The 12,072-nt window shown below is 36.3% G+C and carries 15 protein-coding genes; 1 reads left to right on the top strand and 14 read right to left on the bottom strand.

Translation table 11 applies throughout. From position 1 onward, the window contains the following. Positions 1 to 7 precede the first annotated feature (7 nt). The 13 genes from PEPE_RS03505 to PEPE_RS03445 form a co-directional block, all read right to left on the bottom strand. A complete protein-coding gene (locus PEPE_RS03505) occupies positions 8 to 1,489 on the bottom strand; it encodes a sensor histidine kinase (RefSeq protein WP_002833814.1) in 1,482 nt (493 codons plus the stop codon). 1 nt (position 1,490) lies between these two features. Beyond that, positions 1,491 to 2,177: a response regulator transcription factor gene (locus tag PEPE_RS03500; protein ID WP_002833813.1), complete on the bottom strand. Its 687-nt coding sequence runs from the start codon at positions 2,175 to 2,177 to the stop codon at positions 1,491 to 1,493. A gap of 434 nt (positions 2,178 to 2,611) precedes the next feature. Next, on the bottom strand, positions 2,612 to 4,030 hold the full coding sequence (gene gndA / locus PEPE_RS03495; protein ID WP_002833812.1) for an NADP-dependent phosphogluconate dehydrogenase: 1,419 nt from the start codon (positions 4,028 to 4,030) through the stop codon (positions 2,612 to 2,614). A 233-nt stretch (positions 4,031 to 4,263) separates the two neighbouring features. Continuing rightward, a complete protein-coding gene (rpmF, locus tag PEPE_RS03490; protein ID WP_002831400.1) occupies positions 4,264 to 4,446 on the bottom strand; it encodes a 50S ribosomal protein L32 in 183 nt (60 codons plus the stop codon). Positions 4,447 to 4,495: 49 nt separating this feature from the next. Further along, entirely contained in the window at positions 4,496 to 5,035 is a 540-nt protein-coding gene (locus PEPE_RS03485) for a YceD family protein (RefSeq protein WP_002833811.1), read from the bottom strand. Positions 5,036 to 5,092: 57 nt separating this feature from the next. Continuing rightward, the gene (locus PEPE_RS03480; RefSeq protein ID WP_002833810.1) at positions 5,093 to 6,193 is read right to left on the bottom strand and encodes a tRNA(Met) cytidine acetate ligase; all 1,101 of its coding nucleotides are present in this window, start codon (positions 6,191 to 6,193) and stop codon (positions 5,093 to 5,095) included. 5 nt (positions 6,194 to 6,198) lie between these two features. Then, entirely contained in the window at positions 6,199 to 6,936 is a 738-nt protein-coding gene (locus tag PEPE_RS03475; RefSeq protein WP_002833809.1) for a class I SAM-dependent DNA methyltransferase, read from the bottom strand. Further along, on the bottom strand, positions 6,936 to 7,292 hold the full coding sequence (rsfS, locus tag PEPE_RS03470; protein ID WP_002833808.1) for a ribosome silencing factor: 357 nt from the start codon (positions 7,290 to 7,292) through the stop codon (positions 6,936 to 6,938). Before rsfS ends, PEPE_RS03475 begins: the two co-directional genes overlap by 1 nt. 16 nt (positions 7,293 to 7,308) lie before the next feature. Further along, entirely contained in the window at positions 7,309 to 7,917 is a 609-nt protein-coding gene (gene yqeK, locus PEPE_RS03465) for a bis(5'-nucleosyl)-tetraphosphatase (symmetrical) YqeK (protein WP_002833806.1), read from the bottom strand. Next, the gene (locus PEPE_RS03460; RefSeq protein WP_011673210.1) at positions 7,907 to 8,551 is read right to left on the bottom strand and encodes a nicotinate-nucleotide adenylyltransferase; all 645 of its coding nucleotides are present in this window, start codon (positions 8,549 to 8,551) and stop codon (positions 7,907 to 7,909) included. Before PEPE_RS03460 ends, yqeK begins: the two co-directional genes overlap by 11 nt. A 16-nt stretch (positions 8,552 to 8,567) precedes the next feature. Next, complete coding sequence (gene yhbY, locus PEPE_RS03455; RefSeq protein WP_002833804.1) at positions 8,568 to 8,879, bottom strand: ribosome assembly RNA-binding protein YhbY; 312 nt, start codon at positions 8,877 to 8,879, stop codon at positions 8,568 to 8,570. Positions 8,880 to 8,901: 22 nt separating this feature from the next. Continuing rightward, on the bottom strand, positions 8,902 to 10,014 hold the full coding sequence (gene yqeH, locus PEPE_RS03450; RefSeq protein WP_011673209.1) for a ribosome biogenesis GTPase YqeH: 1,113 nt from the start codon (positions 10,012 to 10,014) through the stop codon (positions 8,902 to 8,904). Further along, complete coding sequence (locus PEPE_RS03445) at positions 10,015 to 10,539, bottom strand: YqeG family HAD IIIA-type phosphatase (RefSeq protein WP_002833802.1); 525 nt, start codon at positions 10,537 to 10,539, stop codon at positions 10,015 to 10,017. It lies immediately after the preceding gene. 141 nt (positions 10,540 to 10,680) lie between these two features. On the opposite strand from PEPE_RS03445, the gene PEPE_RS03440 reads away from it, so the two are divergent. Continuing rightward, positions 10,681 to 11,607, top strand: coding sequence for an NADP-dependent oxidoreductase (locus PEPE_RS03440; protein ID WP_011673208.1), 927 nt, complete (start codon positions 10,681 to 10,683; stop codon positions 11,605 to 11,607). 93 nt (positions 11,608 to 11,700) lie between these two features. Here the strand turns inward: PEPE_RS03440 and rplT are convergent, their stop codons facing one another. Further along, on the bottom strand, positions 11,701 to 12,054 hold the full coding sequence (rplT, locus tag PEPE_RS03435; protein ID WP_002831385.1) for a 50S ribosomal protein L20: 354 nt from the start codon (positions 12,052 to 12,054) through the stop codon (positions 11,701 to 11,703). Positions 12,055 to 12,072 lie beyond the last annotated feature (18 nt).

The raw sequence follows: 12,072 nt of genomic DNA, 5'->3' as shown, positions 1-12,072 counted from the left end.
GGATTTTTTATTTTTCACTAATTTCTATCTGTTGATCTTCAATAATCGGTAATTTAATTCTAAATATTGAACCTGAACCAACTGAACTTTCTAGCGAAATATTTCCATGATATTCTTCAGTTAATTTCTTAGCAATGGATAAACCTAAACCGTTCCCACCTTGATCTCGACTGCGAGCTTTGTCGATTCGATAGAAACGATTAAATACCTGTTTCAGATTTTCTTCAGCAATCCCCTCACCAAAATCTTGTACAGCAATTTCAACGGTCTTTTTGGTATTAGCAGTTGAAATATGAATTTCTTTGCGATCTTTTGAGTACTTGATGGCATTATCAAGCAGGATTACGAGAATTTGTTCTAAATGATTCCGATATATAGGAACAATGGGTTCACCAGTAATATCGTCATCCATTACGAAATTAAATTCTGGATGAATCATCTTAAAATCATTGAATACTTGATTTACTAATTGAACGACGTTCGTTTTTTCATCGGCATAATTAATCTCAATTTGATCAGCTCGTGTTAGATCTAGCATTTCACTAACTAAACTTTTCATTCGTTGCGTTTCTTCTAAGGACGCTTTAATTGATTCATCCAAAACTTGTGGATCATCCTTTCCCCAACGGTCAAGCATCTTTAGGTGACCTTCCACAACTGCCACTGGCGTTCGCAATTCATGTGATACATCTTCAACGAACTGTCTCTGTTGATCAATATAGCGTTGCATTCGATCAATCATATCATTAAATTCATGAGCCAAGTCCGATAACTCGTCATTTGTATCAATTTCAGGAACTCTTAAATCGGTTTGAGGATCTTCCTCTAAATTACGCATCGACTGATTAATTAAATTCATTGGTTTTAATAAGTATGCCGTTAATCCATAACCGAAAATGGAGATTACCATAAAAATTAAAAGCGACGTTAAGGTAAATAGCCAGATCAAGCGCTGATATCTGTTATTATATTTCACCAGTAAATCAACAACTCGTACATACCCGATTACTTGATTATCTTTATTAATAATCGGTGCTTGTCCCACAATAATATCTTTATGATGAAATTTACTCCGTTTAATTGACTTTCGCTCGGAGAGAGTAGTCTTCATACTAATTCTTTGATTCGAAAAAACTGATTCTTTTTCTAAGTTATAAACTGAAACTACTAAATCTCGCCTGGTTAAACTCGCTAACAATGAATCATTAAAACCACCTTGGTTATTATTAACCGCCGATTTTTGGTTTAAATCAGGTCTGAATATATCCGTAGTTTTATAATTAATCTCATTCGCATTTTGAAGACGACTTCTTACTTGGGTTACTGTTGATTCCACATCTCGATGTTCTTCAGCATATAATGAATCTGTTACAATTTTAAAAACAAAAAAAGAGAAAAGTGCAAAAATTAATAGGACTCCAACACCAGTACCGATAGCCCATTTCCATTTTAGCGACATTCTTTTTTTTTTAATTACTTTATTTTCCATACTAGGTCCTCATTACATATCCAGTACCACGTACGGTTTGAATGTAGCTAGGACGTCCCTTAACATCAATTTTATTTCGGAGGTATCTAATGTACACATCGACAACGTTAGTTTCTACACCATCGTCTACACCCCATACCTTATTCAATAAAGTTTCTCGAGACTGAACCACGTTAATATTTTCCATTAATAACAATAGCAACTCATATTCACGTTTAGTTAAATTGATTACTTCGTTATTACGACGTACAACTCGATTTTCCTTTTCAATAACAATATCTTGAAATTCAACCGTTGTTTGGTGGAAAGTGGAATCTTGTGTTTCTAAATCCACTCGGCGAAGAACTGCGCGTAAACGAGCAAGTAACTCCTCAATAGCAAAAGGTTTTACAATATAATCATCTGCTCCGTGATCAAGACCTGAAACACGATCAATGATTGAATCGCGAGCTGTCATCATAATAATAGGAGTTATTTTTTCTCTTCTAATACGCCGACATACTTCAATTCCATTAATTTCTGGCAACATTAAATCAAGTAAGATAGCATCAAAATCTTCTGATAATGCTGCTTCTAAACCTGTGCGTCCGTTAGATTGAACTTCAACTTCATATCCTTCATGCTGTAATTCAAGTTGAACAAAACGTGCAAGACTTTTTTCATCTTCGATTATCAAAATACGACTCATTTTTTTACCCCAAAATTAAATTATTTTAACCCTACTGTAGTAAATTCTAACATTATCCGGTTGCTTTGCCTAGCGCTTCCAATATTATGTTGCAAACAAAAGGGAGTCAAATAGCTTCCCTAGGCTTCCATTCCTTTCTAATCCAATATAAATAAGATTGTTAGATTATTTGATTTGACTTTGAAACGTAATAATTTAATTATAGTATCTTAACTTATTTCACATCAATTTTGTTATTTTAAAAGTTTTTCGATTCTAAGCAACTATTTTTCCATCTAGTGCTTGCGTTTTGGGTTGCACTATATTGGTGAAAAGCCTAGCCTCTACTTAAGTGGCTCACTTAATTTGACCTAGTCTCAAAGTGATATCCTTAATAATCCATATAAAAAAAGCGGTAGCCGTAACGGTTATCGCTTTTCTATTTAAACTAATTTTTATTGTTCTTCATACCATGGAAAATGGTAAATACCTTCGCGATCAACACGTTCGTAGGTGTGAGCACCAAAGTAATCACGTTGTGCTTGAAGAAGATTTGCTGGTAAAACAGCTGAACGATATGAATCATAGTATGCTACCGCTGCTGATAGTGCGGGAACTGGAATTCCAGCTTTAACAGCAAGTGCAACTACGTCACGAACGGCTTCTTGATACTTAGCAGCAATTTCTTGGAAGTATGAATCCATCAAAAGGTTATTTAGTTCAGGATTCTTATCGAAAGCATCTGTAATATTTTGAAGGAATTGAGCACGGATGATACATCCAGCACGCCAGATCTTGGCAATTTCACCAAAATTCAAGTTCCAGTCATAATTTTCAGAAGCTACACGCATTTGTTCAAATCCTTGAGCGTAACTCATAATCTTACTGAAGTATAGTGCGCGACGAATTTTTTCGATGACTTCATCCTTGTCAACGTCAATTTTCTTTTCTGGACCTGCAAGCACTTTACTTGCTGCGACACGTTCGTCCTTAAGCACGGAAATATAACGAGCATATACAGATTCAGTGATGAGCGATTGTGGAACCCCTAATTCAAGTGCATTTTGTGAACTCCACTTACCTGTTCCTTTATTGCCACCTTTATCCATAATAAGATCAACGATTGGTTTATCTGAACCAAGATCGTCCGTTCTTGTTAGAATATCAGCAGTAATATCGATTAGATAACTGTCAAGTTCACCTTGATTCCAGTCAGCAAAAATATCAGCAATTTCTTTAACTGGGAGACCCAATAACTTACGCATTAGGTCGTAACTTTCATCGATTAATTGTTCATCACCATATTCAATTCCGTTATGAACCATTTTAACGTAATGACCAGCTCCGTTAGGTCCAATATAGGTCACACATGGATCGCCGTCTTTAGCCTTAGCAGAGATTTGTTCGAAGATTGGTGCAACTAAGTCATAAGCTTCTTTTTGTCCACCTGGCATCATTGAAGGACCTTGTAACGCACCTAATTCACCACCTGAAACACCTGTACCAATGAAGTTAATTCCAGATTCATCCAATTCTTTATTACGACGCATAGTGTCTTCAAAGTTAGTGTTACCACCGTCGATTAAGACATCTCCTTTGTCAAGTAAAGGAAGTAATTCAGCAATAACAGCATCAGTTGGTTTACCAGCCTTAACCATCATCATAATTCGACGAGGCTTTTCTAGTGAATTTACGAATTCTTCAATAGAATATGCAGGAACTAATTTCTTTTCAGAATGATCTTGCATTACTTTTTCAGTTTTTGAGGCAGTACGGTTGTAGATCGCAACTGTATATCCCCTGCTTTCGATGTTTAAAGCGAGATTTTTACCCATTACGGCCATTCCCACTACACCAATTTGTGGTTGATCCATCGTGATTCCTCCTCTATATCTAACAATTGTTCCAAGACATTGATTTTAAAATACTCGAAACTTTGTGTAGCAATATATTATATTTTAACAGATAAGTAAAAAAAATGTATAAAAAGCTGAGAACCTCTAAGGAGATTTAATTAATATATAACACTAAGCAATTTATATTCAATCGTTTTAAACACAAAAAAAGAAGTAAAAGGACCTAGGCTCCTTTTACTTCTTTTAACAAATTAGTTAGCTTTCACGTCAATAACTTGTTTTCCGTTATAGTAACCACAACTTGGGCAAACACGATGTGAAACTCGTAATTCACCACAGTTTGGACATGGTGCCAAACCTGGAGTAGTTAACTTAATGTGTCCACGACGATTACGCTTACGTGTCTTTGATGTTCTTCTTGCTGGAACAGCCATCTATGAGCACCTCCTTTAAGAGAATTCGGTTTCCCGCTTTTTTAAAGCCTTACGATTCAGGATTATCTTTCAATAAACCCTTTAACTTAGCAAGGCGTGGATCAACTTGTTTTTCATGCTCCGATTCCACGTCCATCTCAGAAATCACTTGCCATTCTGCACCAGAAGGCATGACTCCCTCTTTTTCCTCTTCAGGCGTTAAAACCTGCATTGGAACTTGAAGGACGATATTATCTTCAATTAGTTTATCAACACTAATCACATCATCTTCAACTAGCATTACCACTTCTTCTTTCGCAAAAGAATCAATAATACTAGGATTATCTACATAAATTTCACTTATGAAAAAGTCTAAATTCATGTGGACAGGCTTCAATGATCGTGATGAAGGAACTGTCAAATCACAACTGATCTCAGCATCAATGATAACTGAATCACGTTCGATTGTCACCGTTCCTTTAAAATTAATTGGTGAGCATTTAATAACTACATCTGGAAAGCGTTCGACTAAAGATTGTTCCAAATCCATCGTTTCATCGAACTGAAACGGCTCTTTGTGCTTACGCAGTTCTGTAAAATACCATTCCATAATGAACCTCCAATGCAACAGAAACAATTATACCATGTGGAACCACATTGTCAACGTTTATTCCTTGACATTCTTTTTTATAATAGGGCCCTTTCCCCATTGATATGGAGAAACTAATTGGTATAAATCGTCTGCTCGTTTTGTAATTGCATAATTATTTTCAAAATCTTCTTTGGTGACTTTGGTCATTACTACTGATCCAAGGGCTGCTTCTCGGATAAAAATCCGGCCGAGCTGATTTGTCGCCAATAATCTCGTCTTAGTTAGATTAAACGGAGTAGCTTGGATATTAAGTAAAATATTCGTTAAACTTCGTTGAATTCTAGTATAAGTGTATCTTTTAGTCTTCAACTTCTGCATCAACTCTGTAAACGAGTTACTTTTATCAACCAAATTTAAAATACGATTTTCGAAACCCTCTGTAACACCCTTTATATGACGTAATTCTTGGGGCGTTGAAGTTAATAACCGATAATTTAACATTATCCAGAAATCTTCCCAGCTTGTTAATTTAGCATTTCTAATAGCCTTTAAAGACGCCTTAGGTACCGCGTTAAAGTACTCTGATTGTTCTAAAGCTGCCCTCCGAATTGCCGATGCACTAGCAATCGAGCCCTTTATCTCCGTATCTCGGTGATCTGCTTGTTCCCTTTGCAATGGTATTAACTGCAAGCCTCTTTTTGATTTAGAATTCCAGTACGCATAATTGATTCCTAGAATATCGTTCGAGTTCATAATGGCTGTATCATCAAATAATTGAGCTGCAAAATTTTGATTATATTTTTTGGCTCTCTGGTCAAATTGTCGGTCCAGAATCTTACTCTCATTTTCAAAATCCAAATCTGGATTTTCACTCCCAAAAGCTAAAAAGCTAGCTCCTAATTTTTGAGCAATCTCTACTCCCGCATGGGCAAATTCTTTAGCAGAATCAATGGCATATTCAGTAGGTATTTCTACAACTAAATCAGCACCACAATTAATGGCAACCCGTGCTCTCTCCCATTTATTAATCAAGGCGGGTTCCCCCCGCTGTACAAAATTGCCACTCATAATTACGATCACTAAGTCCGCCTTAGTAACCTTGCGTGCCTGCTCTAACAAATATTGATGTCCATTATGAAATGGATTAAACTCTGCAATCACTGCGCATGCTTGCAATACAGCTACCTCCTACAACTAAAGAACCACCGAGTTGTTTTTTCATCTACTTCAGCTTTTCCATAATCAGCATAGTATTTGATTTTAGAAAAACCAGCTTTTTCTAAAAGTTTAACGTACGTTTCCAGTTCATACGTTCGTTCAAAATGAGTTTCTTCGGTCCGTCTAAATAGCTCATCATCATTTGCTTTGGTAAAAAAAGTTAAGTCATGTTCGACATGATATTTATCTTCGCCTTCGAAGCTTGACCAAATGAATGCTTGGCGGTCATCTTGATAGTTAAACATATAACCTGGGTAAACCACCCCTGTTTGATATGGAGTGATCACGTCAAAGATAAACTGGCCGCCAGATTTTAAGTGCTCATACACTTCGCTAAACGACTGTAACACTTGTTCTTCATCCGGAAGGTAGCAAAAAGAATCAGCGTAGCATGATACAACATCAAACTGCTCTAATTCACTTAAATCCAACATATTTCCTTGAATCAGTTCTGCTGCCACCTCAGCATCTCTAGTGTGCTGTTCTGCTAGAGCTAACATTTCTTCTGACAAATCAAATCCTGTGACGATTTGTCCATGCTGTGCGAGTTGAACAACCAATCTTCCCGCACCACAAGCTAATTCAAGCCAATTATTTTTATGACTTAAATCAACTTCTTTTTGCGTATATTCAAACCAATTTTGGTATTCATCTTCATCAAAAAGTTGGTCATATAACTCCGCAAAGCTTTGATATATCATTATTCTGCAATCCAATCAGTTGTTTCAACTGCTTCAGCTTGGGACCAAAGCTTTTCCAGATTATAGTACTTTCTTTGATCCGTTTGGAAAACATTAATAACAATATTTCCTAAGTCAATCAAAATCCATTCTGCAGCACGATTTCCTTCAATACGACGGATTTCGATCTGGTTTTCCTTAGCCTTTTCAATAATAGCATCTGCAATGGCAGCTACTTGGCGGTTAGAATCAGCACTTGTAATCATAAAGTAGTCTGCTAAGGTGCTAACCTCACGTACATTTAAAACGATTGTATTTTCAGCTCGTTTGCTATCTGCTGCTTTTACTAGTAATTCTAATTCTTCTAAATTGTTCAATCTATTTCTCCTAGTTTTAATTAAATTTTGAGATCCATGCGTTATAACTTTCAATCGTAGCTGGAAAAACTGGCTTATTTCCAGCGATTAAGTATGCAAGGGTACTCTTCATTTGGAAAGTAACGCCCTTTTGTAAACTTTGTTCTGTAATTAAACGGGCTTGTTCTACGCCTTCAAAATCACGACCATCTTCAATATAATCGGCCATGAACACTATTTGATCAATCAATGTCATGTATGGTGCCCCGACGGTATGACGTCGAATTGCATTTAAAATTTCTTCATCATAAATCTTCAATTCATTTTTAACGATTTCTGCGCCAACAACACCATGCCAAATAGCATTACCATAATCTAATAATTGGGGATCAAGCTCTAGTTCATTAATATATTTAATAAATTCACTATCACTACGTTGCTTGGCATAATCGTGTAGTAAACCGGTAATACTGGCTTTCTCCACGTCAGCATCATATTTTTGTGCTAATTCAATCGCCTTCTTTTCAACTCGTAGAACATGTTCGAATCGACTTCCGGTAATACTTTTAGAAACAGCGTCGATTAATTCTGCTCGCGTAAAAGGCACGTAGTTTTTTTGATAAATTAATTCTTCATTATTGCTCATATAAACGGTGCTCCTTTATATACTTTTCGACACTTTCGGGCACTTGATACCTAATTGAACACCCATTCTTAACGTTTTTTCTAATTTTGGTGGAACTAATGTCCATCTTAGGAACATCTACCCAAATAATCGGATATTGTTCTTGGCGTTGATATTTCGGCCGATCAACACCCACAAATTGAACCATTTTAACTAATTCGTCAATTCGATGCCAAGTCGGTAAATAGTCCGCCATGTCACCACCAATAATAAAATAATAGTCATTTTCCGGATGTAGTTGTTTTAATTCTTTAACCGTATCGTACGAATAACTTGAGCCACCACGATTAATTTCGATTAAATCTAAATCAAACAGTGGGTTATCCTGAATAGCTAAGCAGACCATTTCAACTCGGTGCTCAGCAGGAATGGTTTTTTTCTCATCAACATGTGGTGGAATAAAATCTGGAATAAATAGCACCTTATCCAGTCCCAACTGGCTTCCTACTTGTTCAGCAATTAATAAATGAGCAATGTGAGGCGGATTAAACGTCCCTCCCAGAATGCCAATTTTCTTGCCTTTCTTTTGTATTAATGGCTCTTCAACCACTTCTACTTGTACTCCAGAAACTGTTTTAGATTTTGTTGCTATCAAGATTAATCACCTTTATCTATATCTTCTTAACTGTATCTGAAATTTCACGTTTATCCGCTTCCGAAGAAACTTTAAACAACACTAGTACCCGTCCAATGGTTTGAACTACTTGAATATCTGTATTAGATTCAATAAATTCTTTAGCTTCAGCCGTTGTTGCATCTGAATTTTGTTGGATATTAATTTTTAATAATTCATGGTTGTCTAAAGCTCCTGCCAATTGATTGAGCCATGCTTCAGTTAGACCATTTTTACCCACGGAAAAAACTGGGCGGTATGAATGTGCTCGAGCTCTAAGATATCTTTTTTGTTTTCCTCTTAATTCCATTGTTTCTCCTTTTATTTGCAACTTAAATTAATGATCGTCTTATTACTACTGAAATACCCTCTGGTGCCCATGCAGTAATCGTGCTTCCTTCAGGAACGGATATCCAACCTAATCCTTCAAAAACAATATCACTATCTTGATCTGCACTAAACTGATGTGCAACTAATTTAGGCATTTTAGCCAAATTATCTGCAGTTGGAGGTGTCAATAATTCACCTGCATGTTTTTCGTAAAAATTATCTGCGTTTTCCAACTTAGTCCGATGAACCATAAGATTATTATCAAAATAAGCTGTTACAGAGCCCTCAGAGTGTTCGTAATCAAATCGAGCTAAAGCTCCCACAAAAAGAGTTTGTTGACTGTTTAGTTGGAATACACGAGGTTTAATCGTCTTTTGTGGCGAGACATATTTCAAATCTTCCGCAGCCAATACATGTGCCATTTGATCGGCATGAATAATTCCGGGTGTATCAATCAAATTACTATGATCATCGAACGGAATTTCAATGCGATCTAAAGTAGTACCCGGAAAACGGGAAGTAGTAATTACATCTTTAATTCCATTGCGAATAGCAATCAAACTATTAATTAAAGTTGACTTCCCAACATTTGTAACTCCGACTACATAAACGTCCCGACCTTTACGTAATTTTTCTACCGCATTAAATAAGGCTTCCACTGAACTAGCATTTTTAGCACTGGTAATAACCACATCTTCAGGCAAAATACCATTTGCCTTTGCTTGTTGTCTAAGCCATTCTTTCATACGATGACGTTTGATTGATTTTGGAAAGACATCTTCTTTATTTCCTACCAACAATACTGGATTGTCTCCAATAAATCGGTGAAGTCCTGGAATCAAACTTCCATTAAAATCAAACATGTCAACTACATACACAACTAGTGAGTTGGAATCACTAATCTGACTTAATAACTTTCGGAAGTCATCATCACTAATGTCTACTGGAGCAATTTCATTGTAGTGACGTAATCTAAAACATCTTTGACAATATAATTGGCCAGATTCTAATCCCTTTTTTAAGGCTGATTCTGGTGTATATCCAGGCGCTTTTTTATCAGTCACTTGTAGAATTGCTCCACAACCAATACAACGTAATTCATTTTGTTCGTCCATTTATTGTAACTCCTTATGCCAAACTAATTCCGGATACTTCTTTTTTAAAGAACGCTTTACAAAGAATTCCAAAAAACGGTTGAATTTAGTATTCCAAGCGTCCGTTTCAATTAACGGTTTCACTAAAACTCCCCGCACTCCAGCTAAATTTGCAGCGGCCATATCCGTAATTAATTGGTCTCCAACCATAATGGTGGAGTTCTTATCCAATTTATTTTTGCGTACCACTCGATTAATACCAACAGTCAATGGTTTTAAAGCTCTTGAATCAAATTCAAGTCCAAAGCCTTCAACTGCTTTCTTAACGCGAGCATGGTTATTGTTAGAAACTACGATTACTCTAATATTTTCTTGTTTTAGATCTTCGATCCATTGTCTTAATTCGGGAGTTCCATCCGGATTATTCCAGGCAATTAACGTATTATCTAAATCGGTTAAGACAGTCGTAATTCCTTTTTGGTTTAAATCTTTTGCAGATAAATTATATATTTTTTCAATCATCCACGTTGGTTTAAAAATATTCATTAATCTTCTCCCATAAATGCTATCTGTCTAATTATAAACGATAGTAGACTCTTTTGGAAAGAGAGCAACCTATACTTGCAAGCTTAAATCTTTTATTTCACTTAACTTTATATTATGTTTAGTACAAGAGGTGATTATATTATGAAAGCAATCGGTGTTAATCAATTTGGTAATATTTCAGATTTAATTGAACTAGACGTTCCAAAGCCAGAGCCTTCCAGTGGACGCCTTATTGTTCAAACCAAAGCTTTTGCACTAAACCCATATGATTTAGGAATTATTGATGGTACTCAAGCCAAGTTTCGCCCAATTTCACTGCCAGCCATTCCAGGTAGTGATGTTGCAGGTATCATCGTGGACAAAGACCCCTCCATTACCGAATTCAACCTTTGTGATTCAATTGTGGGATTGGCTAACCTCAAAGGTTATAGCGAATATGTTTCAGTTCCTTATCGTCGAGCAACTAAACTTCCTGCCGAAATCAGTTATCGGACGGCTGCAGGTCTTCCCAACGCAGGTATCACTGCGTATGATATCGTTTTTGGAGCATTAAAAGACGTTTCGTTTTCAAAAGTGCTCATTATTGGTGCCTCTGGAGCGGTAGGAACTAACTTGTATCAAATTTTAAATAGTTTAAATAAGCAAGTTTCCGTTGTAATTAACTCCAAGTATACTGAACAATTTGATACTGCAGATTTTAATCAAGTTGTTTTTTACGATGCTCCAAAAACAATTGAGCAACTAGGTCTTTATGACGTAATTATTAACGTTGCGCCACAAAATGAGCTGGCCGACCTTTACTTAGCCCACCTTGCTCCATCTGGTTTATTGATTTCTACAACTGGGATTGACACCTTCAAAACTGACCCATCAAGATTAGTTGATTTTTACAACACAGATTACAAAATGAACCAAGCCGCTTTAGAATATCTTGTTAAAAAAGTTGTAAGTCAAGAAATAACCGTCCCGATTGCCGAAATCTTAAATTTTGATGTAGCTGAAATTCAAAAAGCTTTTCATGCTCTTCAAACGCATCATCCGAGAGGGAAATATATCGTTGAAGTTTAATTAACGTTCAGAAAATAAATAAAAAGGATTGGTTCCAAAACTCATTGTTTTGTTCCAATCCTTTTTATTTATTAATTCATTTAATCTAATAGATTAAAGAGCTTTCTTTGCTTCTTCGGCTAAAGCCTTGAATGCATCAGCATCGTTAACTGCAAGATCAGCAAGCATCTTACGGTTCATATCGATTCCAGCTTCTTTTAGACCATGCATTAATTTGCTGTAGCTTAAACCATTCATTCTAGCAGCAGCATTGATACGTGCAATCCAAAGACGACGGAATTCGCCCTTACGATTACGACGGTCACGGAATGCATATAGACCAGACTTCATAACTTGGTCTTTAGCAACCTTAAATTGAATATGTTTTGCACCGCGATAACCCTTAGCAAGTTTTAAAACGCGTTTACGACGGCGACGTGTAACTGTTCCACCTTTTACTCGTGGCATAATAAATTCCTCCTTAAA

The sequence above is a fragment of the Pediococcus pentosaceus ATCC 25745 genome (assembly GCF_000014505.1).
GTDB lineage: Bacteria > Bacillota > Bacilli > Lactobacillales > Lactobacillaceae > Pediococcus > Pediococcus pentosaceus.
This window is presented reverse-complemented; position numbering and strand designations above follow the sequence as displayed.

Coding starts and splice junctions, on each gene's coding strand:
- PEPE_RS03505 (WP_002833814.1), bottom strand. CDS start 1,489: ATGGAAAATAAAGTAATTAAAAAAAAAAGAATGTCGCTAAAATGGAAA.
- PEPE_RS03500 (WP_002833813.1), bottom strand. CDS start 2,177: ATGAGTCGTATTTTGATAATCGAAGATGAAAAAAGTCTTGCACGTTTT.
- gndA (WP_002833812.1), bottom strand. CDS start 4,030: ATGGATCAACCACAAATTGGTGTAGTGGGAATGGCCGTAATGGGTAAA.
- rpmF (WP_002831400.1), bottom strand. CDS start 4,446: ATGGCTGTTCCAGCAAGAAGAACATCAAAGACACGTAAGCGTAATCGT.
- PEPE_RS03485 (WP_002833811.1), bottom strand. CDS start 5,035: ATGGAATGGTATTTTACAGAACTGCGTAAGCACAAAGAGCCGTTTCAG.
- PEPE_RS03475 (WP_002833809.1), bottom strand. CDS start 6,936: ATGATATATCAAAGCTTTGCGGAGTTATATGACCAACTTTTTGATGAA.
- yqeK (WP_002833806.1), bottom strand. CDS start 7,917: ATGAGCAATAATGAAGAATTAATTTATCAAAAAAACTACGTGCCTTTT.
- yhbY (WP_002833804.1), bottom strand. CDS start 8,879: ATGGAATTAAGAGGAAAACAAAAAAGATATCTTAGAGCTCGAGCACAT.
- yqeH (WP_011673209.1), bottom strand. CDS start 10,014: ATGGACGAACAAAATGAATTACGTTGTATTGGTTGTGGAGCAATTCTA.
- PEPE_RS03445 (WP_002833802.1), bottom strand. CDS start 10,539: ATGAATATTTTTAAACCAACGTGGATGATTGAAAAAATATATAATTTA.
- PEPE_RS03440 (WP_011673208.1), top strand. CDS start 10,681: ATGAAAGCAATCGGTGTTAATCAATTTGGTAATATTTCAGATTTAATT.
- rplT (WP_002831385.1), bottom strand. CDS start 12,054: ATGCCACGAGTAAAAGGTGGAACAGTTACACGTCGCCGTCGTAAACGC.